17 protein-coding genes are annotated in these 19,214 nt (G+C 73.7%); 11 read left to right on the top strand and 6 right to left on the bottom strand.

Annotated elements, in window-relative coordinates:
• Window positions 1-266 precede the first annotated feature (266 nt).
• From BG452_RS11710 to BG452_RS11695, 4 genes are all read left to right on the top strand, one after another.
• A complete protein-coding gene (locus BG452_RS11710; protein ID WP_188304182.1) occupies window positions 267-977 on the top strand; it encodes an urease subunit gamma in 711 nt (236 codons plus the stop codon).
• Entirely contained in the window at window positions 974-2,695 is a 1,722-nt protein-coding gene (locus BG452_RS11705) for an urease subunit alpha (RefSeq protein ID WP_188304181.1), read from the top strand. Before BG452_RS11710 ends, BG452_RS11705 begins: the two co-directional genes overlap by 4 nt.
• Before the next feature lie 52 nt (window positions 2,696-2,747).
• The gene (locus BG452_RS11700) at window positions 2,748-3,791 is read left to right on the top strand and encodes an agmatine/peptidylarginine deiminase (RefSeq protein WP_188304180.1); all 1,044 of its coding nucleotides are present in this window, start codon (window positions 2,748-2,750) and stop codon (window positions 3,789-3,791) included.
• A 79-nt stretch (window positions 3,792-3,870) separates the two neighbouring features.
• Window positions 3,871-4,470, top strand: a complete 600-nt coding sequence (locus tag BG452_RS11695; RefSeq protein ID WP_188304179.1) for a TetR/AcrR family transcriptional regulator — start codon at window positions 3,871-3,873, stop codon at window positions 4,468-4,470.
• 200 nt (window positions 4,471-4,670) lie between these two features.
• On the opposite strand, the gene BG452_RS11690 is transcribed toward BG452_RS11695, so the two are convergent.
• Window positions 4,671-6,341: a protein phosphatase 2C domain-containing protein gene (locus BG452_RS11690; RefSeq protein WP_188304178.1), complete on the bottom strand. Its 1,671-nt coding sequence runs from the start codon at window positions 6,339-6,341 to the stop codon at window positions 4,671-4,673.
• Window positions 6,342-6,668: 327 nt separating this feature from the next.
• Here BG452_RS11690 and BG452_RS11685 point away from each other — a divergent pair, with 327 nt between their 5' ends.
• The 4 genes from BG452_RS11685 (at window position 6,669) to pth (ending at window position 9,403) form a co-directional block, all read left to right on the top strand.
• Window positions 6,669-7,175 (top strand): hypothetical protein, encoded by a 507-nt coding sequence (locus BG452_RS11685; protein ID WP_188304177.1) that lies wholly within the window; start codon window positions 6,669-6,671, stop codon window positions 7,173-7,175.
• Window positions 7,176-7,275: 100 nt separating this feature from the next.
• Window positions 7,276-7,938: a DUF3105 domain-containing protein gene (locus BG452_RS11680; RefSeq protein ID WP_188304176.1), complete on the top strand. Its 663-nt coding sequence runs from the start codon at window positions 7,276-7,278 to the stop codon at window positions 7,936-7,938.
• A gap of 149 nt (window positions 7,939-8,087) precedes the next feature.
• On the top strand, window positions 8,088-8,720 hold the full coding sequence (locus tag BG452_RS11675; protein ID WP_188304184.1) for a DUF305 domain-containing protein: 633 nt from the start codon (window positions 8,088-8,090) through the stop codon (window positions 8,718-8,720).
• A gap of 98 nt (window positions 8,721-8,818) precedes the next feature.
• Window positions 8,819-9,403: an aminoacyl-tRNA hydrolase gene (pth, locus tag BG452_RS11670; RefSeq protein ID WP_188304175.1), complete on the top strand. Its 585-nt coding sequence runs from the start codon at window positions 8,819-8,821 to the stop codon at window positions 9,401-9,403.
• Here the strand turns inward: pth and BG452_RS11665 are convergent.
• Window positions 9,390-10,913, bottom strand: coding sequence for an MFS transporter (locus BG452_RS11665; RefSeq protein WP_188304174.1), 1,524 nt, complete (start codon window positions 10,911-10,913; stop codon window positions 9,390-9,392). The genes pth and BG452_RS11665 overlap by 14 nt on opposite strands.
• A gap of 144 nt (window positions 10,914-11,057) precedes the next feature.
• Between BG452_RS11665 and BG452_RS11660 the strand changes: the two genes are divergently transcribed.
• Window positions 11,058-11,573, top strand: a complete 516-nt coding sequence (locus BG452_RS11660; RefSeq protein WP_188304173.1) for a MarR family winged helix-turn-helix transcriptional regulator — start codon at window positions 11,058-11,060, stop codon at window positions 11,571-11,573.
• Window positions 11,574-11,616: 43 nt separating this feature from the next.
• The gene (locus BG452_RS11655; protein ID WP_188304172.1) at window positions 11,617-12,126 is read left to right on the top strand and encodes a GNAT family N-acetyltransferase; all 510 of its coding nucleotides are present in this window, start codon (window positions 11,617-11,619) and stop codon (window positions 12,124-12,126) included.
• 91 nt (window positions 12,127-12,217) lie between these two features.
• Here BG452_RS11655 and BG452_RS11650 read toward each other — a convergent pair whose 3' ends face one another.
• The 4 genes from BG452_RS11650 to BG452_RS11635 form a co-directional block, all read right to left on the bottom strand.
• On the bottom strand, window positions 12,218-12,727 hold the full coding sequence (locus BG452_RS11650) for a methylated-DNA--[protein]-cysteine S-methyltransferase (protein ID WP_188304171.1): 510 nt from the start codon (window positions 12,725-12,727) through the stop codon (window positions 12,218-12,220).
• Window positions 12,724-14,346, bottom strand: a complete 1,623-nt coding sequence (locus BG452_RS11645) for a DNA-3-methyladenine glycosylase 2 family protein (protein ID WP_188304170.1) — start codon at window positions 14,344-14,346, stop codon at window positions 12,724-12,726. The genes BG452_RS11650 and BG452_RS11645 overlap by 4 nt, the downstream gene beginning before the upstream one ends.
• 461 nt (window positions 14,347-14,807) lie before the next feature.
• The gene (gene rsgA, locus BG452_RS11640; RefSeq protein ID WP_188304169.1) at window positions 14,808-15,929 is read right to left on the bottom strand and encodes a ribosome small subunit-dependent GTPase A; all 1,122 of its coding nucleotides are present in this window, start codon (window positions 15,927-15,929) and stop codon (window positions 14,808-14,810) included.
• Window positions 15,930-16,303: 374 nt separating this feature from the next.
• Window positions 16,304-17,365, bottom strand: a complete 1,062-nt coding sequence (locus tag BG452_RS11635) for a cytochrome c oxidase assembly protein (protein WP_188304168.1) — start codon at window positions 17,363-17,365, stop codon at window positions 16,304-16,306.
• A 302-nt stretch (window positions 17,366-17,667) separates the two neighbouring features.
• Between BG452_RS11635 and BG452_RS11630 the strand changes: the two genes are divergently transcribed.
• Window positions 17,668-19,214: FtsW/RodA/SpoVE family cell cycle protein (locus tag BG452_RS11630; protein WP_317620998.1), on the top strand; the 1,547-nt coding region annotated here is incomplete at its 3' end.

The following is a 19,214-nucleotide window of genomic DNA, read 5'->3' as shown; positions in this document are numbered from 1 at the left end:
CCCCCCCTCCGGTCCCGCCCCTGTCCCCGGCCCCCGCCCCCCCCCCCCCGCACCCCCCCCGCGCGCCGCCGCCCCCGCACGCCGCCGGGCGACGCCCTCACCCCCGTCGCCCGCCCGGGGGGCCGAACCCCCGCGCAGCGGCAACGCTGGACACGGCGCCCCGGTGCGGGTTCAATGACCCGAGATGTTTGAACGCCGTTCTAACATCACCCGGAAGCCACCGGCCCCGAGCCGGCCCCCTCCCCGGCGACCGCGAGCGAGGAACCGTGCGACTGACCCCCACCGAGCGGGACCGGCTGCTGATCTTCACAGCAGCCGAACTGGCCCGCGCCCGCCGCGCCCGGGGCGTACGCCTCAACATCCCCGAGGCGACCGCCCTGATCGCGGACACCGTCTGCGAGGCCGCCCGCGACGGCCGCCGGCTGGCCGAGGCCATCGAGGCCGGCCGCTCCGTCCTGACCGCCGACGACGTGCTGCCCGGCGTGCCCGACGTGGTCACCGTCGTCCAGGTCGAGGCCGTCTTCGAGGACGGCACCCGCCTCGCCGTCGTCGACGACCCCTTCAAGGGCGCCGGCTCACTCGGCGACGAAGCCCCCGGCGGCGCGCTGATCGGCGACGGCGCCGGCTACGACCCGGTCGAGGAGACCCTGGTCATCCCCGTCCACAACACCTCCCAGGTGCCGATCTCGGTCACCTCGCACTTCCACTTCTTCGAGGTCAACCCGCGCCTGGCCTTCGACCGCGCCGCCGCCTACGGCACCCACCTCGCCGTCCCGGCCGGCTCCTCGGTGCGCTTCGACCCGGGCGCCACCGTCGAGGTCGGCCTCGTCCCGATCGGCGGCGAACGGGTCGCCATCGGCTTCGCCGGACTCGTGGACGGCCCCCTGGACGCCCCCGGCGCCAAGGAGGCCGCCCTCGCCAAGGCCCGCGCCACCGGCTACCTGACCGGCTTCGACGACACGGAGGTGCCCTCATGAGCCGTATCTCCCCGCACGACTACATCTCCGTGCACGGCCCCCGGGCCGGCGACCGGATCCGGCTCGGCGACAGCGGACTGATCGTCCGCGTCGAGTCCGACTCCCAGGCCCCCGGCGACGAGTTCCTGGCCGGCTTCGGCAAGACCGCCCGCGACGGCCTCCACCTCAAGCCCGCCGCCGTCCGCGACACCTGCGACGTCGTGATCAGCAACGTCCTGGTCATCGACGCCATCCAGGGCATCCGCAAGACGTCCATCGGCCTGATCGGCGGCCGGATCGCCTCGATCGGGCGGGCCGGCAACCCGGACACCCTGGACGGCGTCGACGTGGTCGTCGGCACCGGCACCACGATCGTCTCCGGCGAGGGCCTGATCGCCACCGCCGGGGCCATCGACACCCACGTCCACCTGCTGTCGCCGCGGATCATGGAGGCCTCGCTCGCCTCCGGCGTCACCACCGTCATCGGCCAGGAGTTCGGCCCGGTCTGGGGCGTCGGCGTCAACTCCCCCTGGGCGCTGCGCCACGCCTTCAACGCCTTCGACGCCTGGCCCGTCAACATCGGCTTCCTCGGCCGGGGTTCCTCCTCCGACCCGGCCCCGCTGATCGAGGCCCTGGCCGAGGGCGGCGCCTCCGGCTTCAAGGTGCACGAGGACATGGGCGCCCACACCCGCGCGCTGGACACCGCGCTGCGCGTCGCCGAGGAGTACGACGTCCAAGTCGCCCTCCACACCGACGGGTTGAACGAATGCCTGTCGGTCGAGGACACTCTGAAGGTGCTCGAAGGCCGCACCATCCACGCCTTCCACATCGAGGGCTGCGGCGGCGGACACGTCCCCAACGTGCTCAAGATGGCCGGCGTGCCGAACGTCATCGGCTCCTCCACCAACCCCACCCTGCCGTTCGGCCGCGACGCCCTCGGCGAACACTTCGGCATGATCGTCTCCGCGCACGGCCTCAAGGTCGACCTGCCCGGCGACGCCGCCATGGCCCGCGACCGCATCCGGGCCGGCACCATGGGCGCCGAGGGCGTCCTGCACGACCTCGGCGTCATCGGCATCACCTCCTCCGACGCCCAGGGCATGGGCCGGGCCGGCGAGACCGTCCGCCGCACCTTCGCCCTGGCCGGCAAGATGAAGGCCGAACTCGGCCCGCTCGACGGCACCGGCTCCTACGGGACCACCGAACACGGCGACGACAACGAGCGCGTCCTGCGCTACATCGCCAAACTCACCGTCAACCCGGCCATCGCCCACGGACTCTCGCACGAGGTCGGCTCGATCGAGATCGGCAAACTCGCCGACATCGTGCTCTGGCGCCCCGACCACTTCGGCGCCAAACCGCAGCTCGTCCTCAAGTCCGGCTTCCCCGCGTACGGCGTCGTCGGCGACCCCAACGCCTCCACCGACCGCTGCGAACCCCTCGTCCTCGGACCGCAGTTCGGCGCCCACGGCGCCACCGCCGCCGACATCTCGGTCGCCTTCGTCGCCCAGGCCGCCGCCGACGCCGGCTCCCTCGACCGCCCCGCCGACGGACTCCCCACCCGCCGCCGCCGCGTCGGCGTCCGCGGCACCCGCGGCATCGGGCCGCGCGACATGGTCCGCAACGCCCGAATCGGCCGGGTCGAGGTCACCGAGACCGGCCTGGTCTCCCTCGACGGCGCAGCACTGCGCTCCGAACCCGCCGACAGCGTCTCGCTCAGCCGCCTCTACTTCCTCTGACCCCTGCCCCCTACACCCCTGCCCCCTGACCCCTGACCCCTGGGACTCGACGATGACCACCCCCACGCCCGCCGCGCTCGGCTACCGGATGCCCGCCGAGTGGCACCCCCACGACCGCACCTGGATGGCCTTCCCCACCGCCAACCCCACCTTCGACACCCCCGAGAACCTGCACGCCGGCCGCCAGGCCTGGGCCGCCGTCGCCAACACCATCGTCCGGTACGAACCGGTCACGCTGGTCGTCAACACCGGCGAGACCGCCGACGCCCGCAGGTACGTCACCGAGGCCGTCGAGATCGTCGAACGCCCCCTGGACGACGCCTGGATGCGCGACATCGGCCCGTCCTTCCTGATCGACGGCAAGGGCTCGCTCGCCGCAGCCGACTGGATCTTCAACGGCTGGGGCGCCCAGTCCTGGGCCCGCTGGGACAAGGACCAGCACATCGCCGAACACCTCAGCGAACTGACCGGCGCCCAGCGCTTCGCCTCCCGGCTGATCAACGAGGGCGGCGGCATCCACGTCGACGGCGAGGGCACCGTGCTCGTCACCGAGACCGTCCAGCTCGGCGAGGGCCGCAACGCCGACTGGACCAAGGAGGACGTCGAAGCCGAACTGCACGCCCACCTCGGCACCACCAAGGCCATCTGGCTGCCACGCGGACTCACCCGCGACTACGACGAGTTCGGCACCCGCGGCCACATCGACATCGTCGCCTCCTTCGTCCGCCCCGGCGTCGTCGTCGCCCACGTCCAGCCCGACCCCGCCCACCCCGACCACGCCGTCTGCCAGGAACTCGTCGCCATCCTGCGTACCGCCACCGACGCCCGTGGCCGACAGCTCGAGGTCATCGAACTGCCCGCCCCCACCGTCCTGTTCGACGAGGACGGCGAGCCCGTCGACTACTCCTACATCAACCACTACGTGGCCAACGGCGCCGTCGTCCTGTGCGCCTTCGACGACCCGCGCGACCAGGAAGCCGCCGACACCCTCGCCAAGGCCTACCCCGGCCGCACCGTCGAACTCGTCGACGCCCGCGAGATCTTCGCCAACGGCGGCGGCATCCACTGCATCACCCAGCAGCAGCCCACGGCCTGACCGCCCCGGGGTGGGGGCCCGCGCCCCCACCCCGGTACCCTTCGGTCCTCCCCCTCTCCTCCCAGGAAGCAGCCCCGCCATGGCCGACCCCCGCCCGCGCCGCCCGGCGCGCCCCCGCGAGGAGGTCTACGCCACCGCCCGGGCTGCCATCGCCGAACACGGCCTCGCCAGACTCACCATGGCCGGGCTCGGCAAACAGCTCCAGATGAGCGCCGGACACCTCCTCTACTACTTCGGCAGCAAGGACCAGCTGCTGCTGGAAACCCTCCGCTGGAGCGAGGACCAACTCGGCACCCGCCGCCGCCAGGCCCTCGCCGACCCCGCCCTGGACCCCTGGCAACGCCTCGACGCCTACCTGCGGCTCTACCTGCCCGAAGGCCCCGGCGACCCGCGCTGGATCCTCTGGGTCGAAGTCTGGGGCCGCTCCCCCGCCAGCGCCGAACTCCGCCAGGGCCAGCAGGAGATCGAAGCCCCCTGGCAGGCCGACCTGGTCACCCTCATCGAACAGGGCGCCATCACCGGCCACTTCACCCCCGGCCCCGCCGCCGACCGCGCCACCCAACTGCGCGCCCTCCTCGACGGCCTCGCCGTCCCCCTCGCCATCGGCCTTCCCGACACCCTGCCTCCCACCGCCCTCACCCACGCCACCACCGTCGCCACCGTCCTCCTGCGCACCTGAGCAGCTCCCGCCGGTGGGCTCGCGCGCGCCGGAAGTCGGACGGGCCGACGTCCGGTGCGAAGGCCGTGCCGGTCGGGCGGGGTTGCGAGGGCGAGCCCCGGGGGCGGGGTGCGGCGCCGATGGCTGGGGCTGAGCGGTGGCTCGGGCCTGGGCGGTGACTCGGGCGCTGGACGGTGGCTCGGGCGCTGGGGGCGGCGCTTCTATTCGGTCCAGATGGCGGCGGCGGTGCGGTCGTCGGCGTAGCCCTTGGCGCGGACTTGGACCTGGCGGAGGAAGTCGACGGTGCCCGGGGGGTGGGGGTGGGCCCAGTGGGAGGAGAGGAAGTGGGCGACGGCGGGTTCGTCGGCGATCGGGCGGGACAGGCCGGGGGTGCAGAGCAGCAGGATGTCGCCCGGGGTGGCGGGGACGAGACGGAAGCGGAACGGGCGCAGTTCGGGTGCGGGGGCTTCCGGGACGGGGGGCTGGCCGTCCGGGTGGTGGAGCAGCCGGGCCGCGTAGGCGTCGATCCAGTGGCCGGAGCGCAGCAGATAGAGCCCGCCGGGGCCGACGCCGAAGGCGGCGCGGTAGCCCGCCGCCGGGTCGAGTGACACCAGCAGGCAGTGCAGCGAGGCCGGGGACGGGGTGCCGTCCCCCTCGGCCCGGGAGGCCAGCGCGCGCAGCGGGGCGGCGGCACCCGTGGCCAGGCGCTGGAGGCCGTAGCGCAACCGGTCTCGGGCACCGTCGCGCAAGTCGGCGGCGAGGCCGGTCCGGCTGCGGCCGATGGCGGCGGCGAGCTGGCGGCAGGCCTCACCGGTGGCCGCGGCGACGGCCTGCGAGGTGAGCGACTCGTCCTCGGCGGCGCCGGTGCGGTCATGGCCGGCCAGGACGGCGAGCAGCAGCCCGTCGGGGCCGTCGCCGAACCTGGTGACCAGCAGGCTGTCTCGGCGCGGCTCGCCCCGGTAGCGGGCGGAGTCGCCGCGGACGGAGACGGCGCGCAGCACGGTCGTCCCGTACTGGGCGCCTTCCAGGGCGGTGTCCGGCACGACCGTGTCGAGCGAGTCCGGGTCCGCCTCCGGTACGGCCGTCGGCTCCGGCCCGTAGGTCGGCGGGCGCCCGCCGACGTGGGGGACGGCGGGAGGGTTGCCGGCGAGCGGGGTGCGGATGGCCAGGCGGGGGTCGGGGACGGGGACGGCGGCGGGTTCCGGGTCGGGCTGCGGCGCGTGGTCGGGCTCGGGTTCGGCGGTGGGTTCCTTGGCGGCGGCCGGGGGTTCGGGGGTGGGTTCCGGTTCCGGTTCGGAAGCCGCTTCGGGTTCCGGTTCCGGCTCGGGAGCCGCTTCGGGTTCCGGTTCCGGTTCCGGTTCGGAAGCCGCTTCGGGAGCCGGTTCGGGAGCGGGTTCGGGTTCGGGTTCGACGGCGGCCGGAGGCTCGGGGGCCGGCGGCGGGGCGGGCTTCTCCAGGGAGACCGGCGTGGCCGGCACCTCGGGCTCCGGCGCGTGAGCGAGTTCAGGCGCAGGCTCAGGATCGGGGCCGGGCTCGGGCTCGGTCTCGTTGGTGAGGGTCTCGGTGGAGGTGCGCTGGTGTCCGATGCCGCCGGTGCCCTCGATCACACCGAGCGCGTCGTCGAACCAGTCGTCGATGCTGTCCCGCACCTCCGCGGGGCAGGCGGCCACGTCCGCGATCGGCTCCGTCACCGGCTCCGTGACCGGTTCCGGTGGTGCCACGCGCTGTGCCCCGATGAGCCCGGCGGCGGTGTCGAACCAGTCGTCGACGCTGCCGTCGCCGGAGTCGGCGTGCGGGGTGTCGAGGAGGGTGCCCGCCGGGCCGTCGTAGACGGTGTCCCACCAGCCGTCGTCGGGCCGGGGCGGCTGTGCGGGTGCACCCTGCGTGCTCATCTGGCGGCTCCTGGTCGGTCCGTGGTCGCGCCGCCCCCGGCGGGGCCGGACTGGCGTCATTGTCTCCAAGTGCAACGACGCTGTCCGGGTTTCGGCGACAACCGGTCACCGATCGGATCATCCCGGCCACCGCGCTCACCTGCCGGTTCGCCGCCGGCGGGGTGGTGGGGCGGCGGGGGCGTCGCCGCCGGGTCGGTTTCCGTTCCGTCCGTGCTTGCCGGATGTGCCCCGAGCAGGGCGTTTCCTGGTCATTACGGGGTGTTGGGGACCAAAAATGAGGGCCGAGGAGGGGCATCGCTTCACCCGTTCGGCTGATTAAATGTGCGCATGACCGCGTCGGCCCCAAGCTCGCCCCGACCGGGGAGGGCCGCACCGGCGGGCCGCCCGGCGGGTGCGCTGTTGGTCCTGCTGCTGGTCGCCCTGCTGAGCGCGCTGCCGTGTTCGGGTCTGGCGAAGGCGGACACTCCCGTCCGCCCGCCCGCGGCCCCGGTGAGCGCCGTGTCGGTGGTCAGCGCGGCGCAGGCCGCTGTCCTGACCCCGAACGCCCGTGACACCGTCGGGGTGTCCGATCACCAGCACCGGCTCGTGGAGCAGCAGGACCACTGGATCCTGTGCACCGCCGACGGCCAGCCGCCGCGCAACAACGGCTGTTCCAGCCACCCGTTCTGCCCGCAGGACGCCCAGCTCCCGAATCCGCCGCCGCACCCGCAGCCCGTCGTGTCACCGCTCGCCGCCCCGGCGCCGGAGGCGCTGCCGCGGGTGGTGCCCGCAGGTCTGCTGGACGGTCCGCGCCCGGCGCCGGATCTGCACGAACTCCAGGTCCACCGGTCCTGAGCGGAACCCACCGCCGACGTTCCGTCGGCGGGTCCGCACCTCCCCCCACCTCAGCCGACCGCTGCCACATCCGTGCGCGGCGGGGACAAGGACAACCATCATGGGTTCCGCCTCCAAGCAGTCCAACAAGCCCGGCAGCAAGGGCGGCGTCGACCGCCGCACCCGGATCGCCGAGCTGCGCGCCGCCGAGCAGCGCCGCGACCGCCGCAACAAGATCGTGGCCTCGGTGGCCGCCGGTGTGCTGGTGGTCGGCGCGATCGCCACCGGCACCTGGATCGTCATGGACCAGAACCAGAAGAAGAAGGACCGCGCGGCCGCCGCCAACGCGGACATCCCGGGCGTGAAGACCTTCGGCGACCTGAGCCGCACCCACGTCACCAACAAGGTCAACTACCCGATGACCCCGCCGGTCGGCGGCGACCACAACGCGGTCTGGCTGGACTGCATGGGCCACGTCTACGACAAGCCGGTCGAGAACGAGCGCGCCGTCCACTCGCTGGAGCACGGCGCGGTCTGGGTGACGTACAACGGCAAGGCCACGGCGGACGACATCAAGACGCTCTCCGACAAGGTCAAGACCACCCCGTACTCGCTGATGAGCCCGTACCCGGACGAGCAGGGCACCATCACCCTGAACGCCTGGAGCACCCAGCTGATCGTGGACAGCGCCAGCGACCCGCGGGTCAACGAGTTCTTCACCAAGTACGTCCAGGGCAAGCAGACCCAGGAGCCGGGCGCCTCCTGCACCATGGGGGACATGTGACCGCCGCCGGGCCCCGCCCCGAGAAGCTCGCGAAGGACCGCGCGAAGGACGACGCCGAGCGGGCCGCCGAGCACGTCACCGAGGACTTCACCGAGACGGACCCCGAGCAGTCGCAGGAGGCGGCCGCCGCCCGTCCCGGCCGCCGACGGCTGTGGTGGCCGGCGGCGCTGGCCGCCGCGGTGGCGCTGGCGCTCGGCGTTCCGGCCCTGGTGGCCGGCGGGACGTCGGCCACCGGCTCGTCCTCGCTGGCCGTTCCGGCGGACGACTCCCCCGAGGCCGGGTTCGCGCGCGACATGGCGACCCACCACCAGCAGGCGGTGGACCTGTCGTTCATCGTCCGGGACCGCACCTCCGACGAGCCGACCCGCACCCTCGCCTTCGACATCATCAACACCCAGGCCAACCAGCGCGGCATGATGATGGGCTGGCTCGACCAGTGGGGGCTGTCGCAGCACTCGCCGGCCACGCCGATGGCGTGGATGAGGATGGGCCACGACTACCAGGCCCACGACGGCTCGCTGATGCCCGGCATGGCGACCAACACCCAGATGGCGAAGCTGCGTACGCTCAGCGGCCGGGACGCCGAGGTGTACTACCTGCAGCTGATGATCGAGCACCACAAGGGTGGCGTCGAGATGGCCCAGGGGTACGTCGACATGGCGAAGAACGACATCGAGAAGCGGCTCGCCCAGTCGATGGTGGTCGCCCAGACCTCCGAACTGCAGCTGATGACCGACATGCTCAAGGAGCGCGGCGCCGCCCCCGGCGTCCCCGCCTCCTGACACCTGCTGTTCCCCGGACGGCCGGGGCGCGAGGGCGGTTCCGCAACCTGCCCGCAGCGCTCCGGCCGTCCGCCGTTCCCCACTCCTGGAGTACCCGGATGACCACCGACACGCCCTGGCTGATCGCCGGACTGGGCAACCCCGGCCCCTGGTTCCGGCTGACCCGGCACAACGCGGGCTTCCTGACCGTGGACCGGCTGGCCGAGCGGCACGGCGCCCGGTTCCGCCGACGCGGGATCGGCGCCGTGGTCGCGGAGATCGAGCTGGACGGCCGGCGGGTGCTGCTGGCCAAGCCGCAGTGGTTCATCAACCTGTCCGGCCGCCCGGTGGCGGCCCTGCTGCGCCGGTACGGGGTACCGGTGGAGCACCTGGTGGTCGTCCAGGACGACCTGGACTTCGCTTACGGCGTCGGCAAGTTGAAGCGCGGCGGCGGACCGGGCGGGCACAACGGGGTGCGCTCGGTGGGCGAGGTGCTCGGCACCCGGGACTTCGTCCGGCTGCGCTTCGGCATCGGTCGCCCGCCGAAGGGGCAGAGCGTCGGCGACTACGTGCTGAAGAAGTTCTCGGACGAGGAACTGGCCGCGATGCCGGGGGTGTCGGACCGCTGCGCGGACGCCCTGGAGACGCTGGTGCGGCTCGGCCTGAACCGGGCCCAGGACGCGCTGAACGTCAGCTCGTCCTGAGGCCTTCCACCGGGCCGGGCCCCGGTCGGGGCACGGCCGGGCGGGTCAGGGCGGCGGCCGCCACCGCGACCGCCGCGAGGGCGACCAGCACCGTCCGCCCACCGGACGCCGCGCCCGCCAGGTGGACACCGAGGACGGACAGCGCCATGCCGAGCGCGGTGCCCAGGCTGCGCGCCATGTTCACCATGCCGCCGCCGACCGCCGAGCACTCGGCCGGGATCGCCCGCATCACCAGGGCGTTGTTGGCCGGCAGCAGCAGGCCCAGCCCGTACCCGGCGACCAGCAGCGGCGCCGCCACCGCCGCGCCGGAGACCGGCAGCACCGCGAACAGCAGCAGCCCGACGGCGGCGAGACCGGAGCCGAAGCGGCACCTGGTGACGTCCGACCAGCCCCGGGGCAGCAGTGCGCCGCCGACCGTCGCGGCGACCGCGAACGCGGCGGGCAGCAGGGTGACCACCAGTCCGGCGGCGGCCGTGGACACGCCCGCGCCGGTGAGCAGCACCGGGCCCAGCACCAGCGGGCAGAACAGCAGCAGGTAGCCGATCAGCGCGACCACCAGCCCGGACCGCACGCCCGGGGTGTTGACCAGCCCGGGCGCCAGGATCGGCCGGGCCGCCCGCCGCTCCTGGCGCACCAGGGCCAGGGCGAGGAGGGCGGCGGCCGGCAGCAGCACGGCCACGGCCCAGCCGGGCAGCGGCAGGCCGGAGGCGGTGGACAGGGCGAGCAGCAGCGCGGTGGTCGCGCCGGTGAGCAGCAGCATGCCGGGCAGGTCGAAGCGGGGCTCGCGCGAATCGCCGGCCCGCGGCTCGCGCGGCTCACGGGTGCGCGGCTCACGGGTGCGGGGCTCACGGGCGCGCGGCTCGGGGACGGCGACCGATGCGCGGGTCCGGGTGCGGGGCAGCAGGTACCAGCCGGCCACGATGCCGAACACCGCGATCGGCACGTTGACCCAGAACACCCACTGCCACGAGGCGTGTTCCACCAGCAGCCCGCCCAGGCTCGGCCCGAGCGCCAGCCCGAGGCCCTGGGCGGCGGCCTGGATGCCGAGCGCGCGCCGCATCGCGTGCTCCGGGACGCCGCGGGCGACCAGGGCGACGCTGTTGGCCTGCATCATCGCGGCGCCGACGGCCTGCACGGCCCGGCAGCCGACCAGGATCCACAGGCTGCCGGCGAATCCGGCGCCGAGGGAGGAGAGGCCGAAGACCGCGAAGCCGCCGATGTACATGGTCTTGCGGCCGACCAGGTCGGACAGCCAGCCGATCGGGGCCAGCAGGGCGACCAGGACGAGCAGGTAGGCGAGGGCGACCCATTCGACGGCGGCGAAGCCCGCGTCGAAGTGGCGGCCGAGGGCGGGGAAGACCAGGGCGATGACGCTGGCGTCGAGCTGGCCGAGGAAGGCGCCGAGACAGACGGTGCCGACGGCCAGCCAGTGGGCGTGGCGCCAGCCGGCTATGCCGCGGGGCCGGGGGCGCTCGGTGAGCAGGCGCGTGGCAAGGGCGGTGGCGTTCATATGCCAAATATATCGGATGCAGATATGTTCTTTCTACGAGTTGCTCGCCCTGCGATACGAAAGATCTCGCGGTGCGTCCACCCCGCGTCCGAGGAGCGGACGGCACCCCGAGAACGCCCCGTACCAGGCGATACGCTGTCCGCCATGCCGTCGTCACCACACGTTCCCGACCCCGCCACCGAAAGCCCCGACCCGGCGGTCGAGCACGCCCGGCGGCTGACCGACACGGTCACCCGGCTGCGCCGCGCCCTGCGCAGCAGCATCCGCACCGACTACCCGTGGGAGTCCCTGCCGATGGCGCAGGTCGAACTCCTCCAGACGCTCGCCGCCGCCCCGCTGCGGGTCGGCGAACTCGCCGCCCGCCAGCGCCTCGCCCCCAACACCGTCAGCGGGCTGGTCGGCAAACTGCTCGAAGCCGGATTCGTCGACCGCCAGGCCGACCCCGGCGACCGGCGCACCGCCCGGATCGCACTCACCGCCGCCGGACGGCGCCAGCTCGACGACTGGCAGCACGCGCATGAACGCCGGATCGCCAGCGCCCTGCGCACCCTCGACCCCGCCGACCGCGACGCCGTCGTCCACGCACTGCCCGCGCTGGAACAGCTCGCCCGCGCCCTCGCCCAGCCGGGAACCGGCCCCGAGGGGCCCGCCGCCGGATGAAACCAGTGGCCACCGGAGCGCCACGGGCACTACCGTCCCCCGCATGACCAGCACCGAGGTACGGATCGAACCCTGGACGGACGCCGACCTGGCGCTGCTGCGCCGGGTGAACACCCCTGAGATGAAGACGCACGTCGGCGGGCCGGAGACGGAGGAGCAGCTGCTCGTCCGGCACGCGCGCTACCTGGACTTCGTCCCGTCCGGACTGGGCTGCATGTACCGGATCGTGCTGCTGCCCGAGGGCGAGGCCGTCGGCACGGTCGGCTACGGCACCCGCACCTGGGACGGTGAGACCGTGCACGAGATGGGGTGGAACGTCCTGCCCGGGCACCAGGGGCGGGGCATCGCGGCCACCGCCACCCGGGCCGCCGTCGCGGCCGCCCGGCGCGAGGCCGCGCACCGCTTCCTGCACGCCTTCCCCTCGGTGGACAACCCCGCCTCCAACGCGGTGTGCGCGAAGGCCGGGTTCACGCTGCTCGGCGAGACGGCGTTCGAGTTCCCGCCCGGACGGCCCATGCGCAGCAACAACTGGCGGGTCGACCTTCGGAGTTGAGCGCCTCCGGGGGCGCGCAGGTCAGCAGGGAGCGTTCGGCGTTCAGCGTTCAGCGTTCAGCGTTCAGCGTTCAGCGTTCAGCGTTCAGCGTTCAGAAGAGGGTGCCGCTCTCCAGCTCCAGCAGTCGGCGCTTGCGGTCCACGCCCGCGGCGAAGCCGGTGAGCGAACCGTTGGCGCCGAGCACCCGGTGGCAGGGGCGGACGATCAGCAGCGGGTTGGCGCCCACCGCACCGCCGACCGCCCGGACCATCCGCGGCGCCTGCCCGGCCAACTCGGCGAGTCGGCCGTACGTGACGGTCGTGCCGTACGGGACCTCGTCCAGCGCGGCCCAGATCCGGCGGCGGAACTCGGTGCCCTCGGGGGCGAGCGGGAGGTCGAAGGTGGTGCGCTCCCCGGCGAAGTAGGCGGTCAGCTGGGCGACCGGCTCGGCGAGGGCGTCGGGGTCGAACTCCCAGTCGTCGGCGGGCTCGGCCAGCGCGTACTTCTGCCCGGGCGCGGTGACGGTGGCCAGCGCCGCCGGACCGCCGTCCTCGGGCAGCACGCCGCTGAGCAGCAGGCGACCGAAGGGGCTCTCCATGGTGGTGTAGACGGTGGTGCTCATGCCGGGTCGTTCTCCGTTCCGGTGCAGGGGGTGGTGCTGGTGGTGATGCTGGTGCTGGTGGTGGTGCTCGTGGTGCCGTTGCTCGGGACGGGGCCGGCCCACAGCCGGTGGACGGCGTAGGAACGCCACGGGGCCCAGGCCTCGGCGGCGCGGGCGGCGGCCTTCGGGTCCCCGGGGGCGCCGAGCCGGAGCAGGCCGTGCTTGACGCCCAGGTCGCTCGGGAGGAAGACGTCGGGGTCGGCGAGGGCGCGCATCCGCAGGTAGCCGACCGTCCAGGGGCCGATGCCGGGCAGGTCCAGCAGCCGGGCGGCGGCCTCCTCCCGGTCGACACCGCCGTCCAGACGCACCACGCCCTCCGCCAGCGCGGCGCACAGGCCGGTGAGCGCACGGCGACGGGCCGCGGGCATCGCGAAGTCCTCCGGGTCGGCGGTGGCCAGGGCCGCTGCCGTGGGGAAGAGCAAGCGCAGGCCGCCGCTCGGCTCGGGCAGCGCGGTGCCGTACTTCTCGGCGAGCCGGCCCGCCAGGGTACGGGCGGCGCCGACGGTGATCTGCTGGCCGAGCACGGCGCGGACGGCGAGCTCGTGCGGCTCCACGTGTCCGGGCGAGCGCAGACCGGGGCGCTCGCGGACCAGCGGGCCGAGCACCGGGTCGGCGCCGAGCTGCTCGTCCACCGTGTCCGGGTCGGCGTCCAGGTCGAACAGGACGCGCAGGCGCTGGACGGCGGTGGGCAGGTCGCGCAGGTCGGCGAGCAGCAGACGGCAGTCGAGCCAGCCGCGGGTGCGCCGGTCCTCCGGCGCCAGGCCGTCGACCTCGGCGATGCCGTGCCCGTACGGGAGCGCGAGGGTGCGCCGGTAGGTGCGCACGCCGGGGCGCGCGCCGGGCACGACCTCCTCCACGCCGGGGACGGCGCGCAGTTCCAGGAAGTCGATCAGGTGGTCGCTGTCGAACGCACCCCGGTAGGCCAGGCGCAGCGTGAGGCCGCCGGCCGGGGTCGCGATGCGGCGGCCGGCCGTCACCTCGGCGCGCAGGCCGCTGGGAGTGCGGTCGTAGACCTCGCGGACGGTGTCGTTGAACTGGCGGACGGAGGCGAAGCCGGCCGCGAACGCGATGTCGGTGACGGGCAGCTCGGTGGTCTGCAGGAGCAGCCGGGCGGTCTGGGCACGGCGGGCGCGGGCCAGCGCGATCGGGCCGGCCCCGAGCTCGGCGGTGAGCTGGCGCTGCAGCTGCCGGGCGCTGTAGCCGAGCCGGTCGGCCAGGCCCGCAACGCCCTCGCGGTCCACCACGCCGTCGCCGATCAGGCGCATCGCGCGGCCGACCAGGTCGGCGCGGTGGTTCCACTCCGGGGAGCCGGGCACCGAGTCCGGGCGGCAGCGGCGACAGGCGCGGAAGCCCGCGCCCTGGGCGGCAGCGGCGCTCGGGTAGAAGCGGCAGTTGACGCGCTTGGGGGTCACGGCGGGGCAGCTCGGCCGGCAGTAGATGCCGGTGGAGGTGACGGCCGTGAAGAAGACGCCGTCGAAGCGGGCGTCTCGGCTGTCCACGGCTCGGTACCGGATGTCGTCGTCGATCACGCTGTCCAGTTTGCGGCACTGGGCGGGGGGTGACTGGCGGGAATCGGACATCGCCGTCGGGGGGCCGCTCTGGGGGTTTCTCCGTCGCCGCTCCGGCGGTGCCGGAGCGGCGACGGAGACTGCGGCTCGGGAAGTCGTCGCAGTTACGGACTTGACTCCCGGGGCCCTCCCTCCCCCTCCCCCCGCCCACCCTCCGCCGCCACCACCTCCGCGCCCAGCCCACCCTCCGCCCCGCCCACCCTGCCCACCACACGCACCGTGCCCACCGCACCTACGCGGCTAGCCGGCCTGGCCGCGCAGGCCCCGGCGTCCCGGACCGATCCCCGCACCACCCCCGCCTCGCCATGCCCTGCCCAGCGTTGCCACGCCTCGCCCTGCCTCGCCCCGCACTGGCCGGCCGCCGGCCGACCGGTCAGTGCGGGTGGTCACGCCCGGCCGCGCCGGGTCGAGGCTCAGCTGTCGGACCAGGGGGCCAGGCCCCGGGCCCGACCAGGCCCGGCCCCAAAGCCGGCTCAGCGCTTCACCGGACCTCCCGCAGCACGCATCGACTTGGTGATCGCCTTCCACTTGTTCAGCCGGGCCTTGGCGACCCGGGCGTCCGTGCGCGAGGCGATCCATTCGCTCTCGCGCTGGAGCTTGAGGTAGCTGTCCATCCGGCGCTGCGGCAGGGTGCCGTCCTCCAGCGCCGCCCGGACCGCGCAGCCGGGTTCGGTGTGGTGGTTGCAGTCGTGGAAGCGGCAGTTCTCGGCCAGCTCGGCGATGTCCGCGAAGGCCAGGTCCACGCCCTCACCACCGTAGAGGCCGACCTCACGCAGCCCGGGGGTGTCGATCAGCACGCCACCACCGGGCAGCGGTATGAGTTCGCGGGTGGTCGTGGTGTGGCGCCCCTTCTGGTCGACCTCGCGGGCCTCCTGGACGGTCATCACGTCGGCACCGACCAGCGCGTTGGTGAGAGTGGACTTGCCCACACCGGACTGGCCGATCAGCACGGTGGTGCCGGGAGCGCAGGCGCGGAGCACGTCGATGCCCTCGCCGGTCTCGGCGCTGACCACCAGTACGGTGACGCCCGGCGCGACGGCTTCGACGTCGGCCCGGATGAAGTCGGCGTCGTGGACCAGGTCGGCCTTGGTGAGGACGACCAGCGGTTCGGCACCGGACTCCCAGGCCAGGGCGAGGAAGCGCTCGATCCGCCCGAGGTCGGGATCGACCGCGAGCGAGGCGGTGATCAGGACGGTGTCGACGTTGGCGGCCAGCACCTGACCGTCGGAGCGCTTGCCGGCCACCTTGCGGATGATCGCGGTGGAGCGCGGCAGCAACGCGGAGACAGCGGCCATCGGCAGGGCGTGCAGGTCGACGGCTGCCCAGTCGCCCGTGCACGGGCAGTTGATCATGTCGGCGTCGCCCACCGGCCGGGTGTCGAGCCGGACGGTGCGCAGCCCGCCCGTTTCCGGGTCGGCCAGGACGGCGTCGCACTGGCCGCGGTCGACTCGGACGATCCGGGCCGGGAGCAGCCCGGCTTCGGCGAGCGGGGCGAAGCGTTCATGGAGCTCGGGCGTCCAGCCGTAGCGGGCCAGCGGGGAGCTCTCGGTGGCGAGGGGGGAGGAGAACGACGGAACGGAGGCAGCGTTGAACAACGCAGTGGCCCTTCGGGAGGAGATGATCCCGGCGGGCTACGGCTGGCGCGAAGGGCTCAGCCGGCGGCCGGGAAGAGGAGGTGAACGCGCGTGCTGCCCAGGGCAGCTATCGGGGCGACAACGACCACGGGGGTTCACCTCCTGCTCTCTACTCCTCGGGCGGCCCAATGGCTCCCGAACCTGATGTGTCACACGCTAGTGGGGCAGTCGATCGCTGCCAACCTGTTTTTGACCTGCGGAAATGCGCTCCGAAGGGCCGTAGCAGGGCCGCAACAGGGCCGCCAGGGGCCAAAGTTGGACCGGCCGCCGAAGAGCCAGCGAAGAGCCGCCGAAGAGCCGGCCGAGGAACCGGCGGAGAGCCGACGAGGAAGCGCCTAGCCCCCGTACCGGTGCTTCAGGTTCGGATCGTCCAGCCACCACGGCCGCATGCCGGTCTCCTCTTCCTCCGGCAGTCCGGCCTCCCTCGCCTGCGCGGCCTGCGCCTCGAAGCGGGCGTCCAGCTCGGCGTCCACGGCCTTGATCTCCTCGCGCCCCTGCACCACCATCCGCCGCACCAGCGCGGCCACGAACGGCAGCCCGACGAGGTCCCCCAGCACCCAGAAGGCGTTGCCGCCCCAGGTCTGGTCCTGGGCCAGGCTCGGCCCCCAGGGCCGCCCGAGCGCCACGTAGTAGTGCTCGGCGACGAGGTGGCCGCCGTAGATCAGCACGATCCCCAGCCCCGCGTCGAAGATCACCTCGGCGAAGGTGATGAACAGCCCGACCAGGTGCGGGTACTCGTGCCCGACGGGGTCGAGCTGCAGCCGCGGCCAGAAGTAGGCGAGGCCGAGCAGCACCAGCGCCAGGTGCAGCACCACGTTCCCGACGCCGCTGGAGAGCGACCACTCGTACCAGGGCGTGAAGTAGAGGAGCCACGGCGGCGCCATCAGCAGTGCCGTGGAGACCGCCGGGAACATCAGCACCTTGGACGGCCGGCTGCGCAGCGCCCGCAGGATCCGTTCCCGCCGGCGCTCCGGCGAGGACTCGGCCAGCAGCGAGACGGGGGCGCCGAGCGCGAGCAACAGCGGGACGACCATGAGCAGCAGCACGACCTGCACGGCCCGGTCGGTGAAGAGGATCCGCTCGTACACCCCGAGGCCGGAGCAGGTGCACCAGATCCAGAGCAGCAGCCCGCCGAGGAAGGCCGCGGTACGGGTGGGCTGCCAGCGGCCGCCGTCGCCGCGGTTCACGGTGCGCACCGCGGTCAGGTACCAGGCGCCGAGCAGCACCGACAGGGCGAGCACCAGCGGTTCGAGGGTCCAGGAGGTGGCCAGGTCGGACCACTGCCACGCGGGCGGTCCGCCGTAGGCGAGCGTCTGGACCGCACCGTCGTGGCCGAGCATCCGGACCGCACCGTCGTGGCCGAGTGCCTGGGCCGCGCCGCCCGCCGCGCCGTTCATCCGTCCGCCCGCCTCTCCCGCACCCGCCACCCGGCCGTCGCCGGGGAGGCGCCGGGAGTCGCCGGGCAGGGGCCGCGGCGCCCGGCCATGATGGCCCTCCCGACCCGCCCCGCCGCAGCCGGGGCCCACCTCTATACCCCGCCCTGACCAAAGCTTTACCTGAGCCCAACAAAGCTTTACCAAGGCAAAGTTCTGCCCTTGCCGGGCCCGGAGGCGCAACCGGCGCGGGGTGAGGTTCGTCTGGCAGGATGCACCGTCGGCGATACCGGCCACGTGGGTGATGAACAAGGGGACGACAAGAGGTGCAAAGCTCTGCACGCGGCGAGGGCCGCCGGCTGGCCGCGCGCCACCGCAACATCGAGCTGGGCCTGCTGGCGCTCGCGGTGGCCGTCTGTCTGGCCGGACACATCGACGCCTCGCTGGCGCTGACCGACAAGCTGCCGCCCGGGCTGCTCGTCCACGGCCTGTCCCTCGGGGCGCTGGTCGTGGTGGCGCACCTGGCGGTGCGCCGGTTCGCGCCGTTCGCGGACCCGCTGATCCTGCCGCTGGGCGTGTTCCTGACCGGCTTCGGCCTGATGCTGCTGGACCGGCTGGACTTCAGCTACAAGGCCGCGCACGCCGCCAAGGGCGACTACCAGAAGCTCCCGGCCGCGCCGTCGCAGCTGATGTGGGTGTTCATATCGGTGGCGGCGGCGCTCGCGCTGATCGTCTTCGTCAAGCACCACCGCTTCTTCCAGCGGTACGTCTACGTGATGATGGCGGGCGCGCTGGTCCTGCTGGCCGCGCCGGTGTTCTCGCCGACCGACAGCTTCGGCGCCAAGCGCTGGATCAAGCTGCCGGGGCTGCCGTCCTTCGAGCCGGACGAGTTCGTGAAGGTCGCGATCACGATCTTCTTCGCGGGCTATCTGATGGCCTCCCGGGACGCCCTGGCGCTGGCCGGGCGGAAGGTCTGGGGGATGACCCTGCCGCGCGGCCGGCACGCCGGGCCGGTGCTGGCGATCTGGGTGGTCAGCCTGATGGTGCTGATCTTCGAGCGCGACCTCGGCACCTCGCTGATCTTCTTCGGCGTCTTCATCGTGATGCTGTACGTGGCGACCGAGCGCACCAGCTGGGTGGTGCTGGGCCTGCTGATGGCGGTCGGCGGCGCGGCCGTGGTCGGCACCGTGGAACCGCACGTGCACGGGCGCGTCGAGGCCTGGCTGCACCCGCTGAACTACTACCCGCCGGTGAGCGACAAGGCGATCTCCGAACAGCCCGCCGAGGCGCTGTTCAGCCTCGGCACCGGGCACATGACCGGGACGGGCCTGGGCTCGGGCCGGCCGTGGCTGATCGGCTTCGCCGGGCGCAGCGACTTCATCTTCACCACCATCGGCGAGGAGCTGGGCCTGGCCGGGGTGACGGCGGTCCTGCTGGTGTACGTGCTGCTGATCCAGCGCGGCCTGCGCACCGCGATCGGCCTGACCGACCCGTTCGGCAAGCTGCTGGCCACCGGGCTGTCGGCGGCGCTCGCGCTGCAGGTGTTCGTGGTGGTGGGCGGGGTGAGCGGGCTGGTGCCGCTGACCGGCAAGGCGCTGCCGTTCCTGGCGGCCGGTGGCTCCTCGCTGCTGGCGAACTGGCTGATGATCGCCCTGCTGATCAAGCTGAGCGACTCCTCGGGGCGCACCGCCCTGGACCCGGTCCAGCCGACCCCCGAACCGCTCCCGGCACAGCCTGGACCGGCCGCCCGCCCGGTCGGCTCCGACCCGGCCTCGCCGGGTGCGGGCCAGACCTCCGGAGCGGGCCCCGGCCCGGGCCAGACCCTGGGCGCCGGCCAGACCCTCGGCGCGGGCCCGGACCCGCTGCCGGGCGC

The organism is Streptomyces sp. CBMA123 (assembly GCF_014596465.1).
Taxonomy (GTDB): Bacteria; Actinomycetota; Actinomycetes; order Streptomycetales; family Streptomycetaceae; genus Kitasatospora.
Note: the sequence above shows the minus strand (reverse complement) of the source record. Positions and strands in the feature narration are given on the sequence as shown.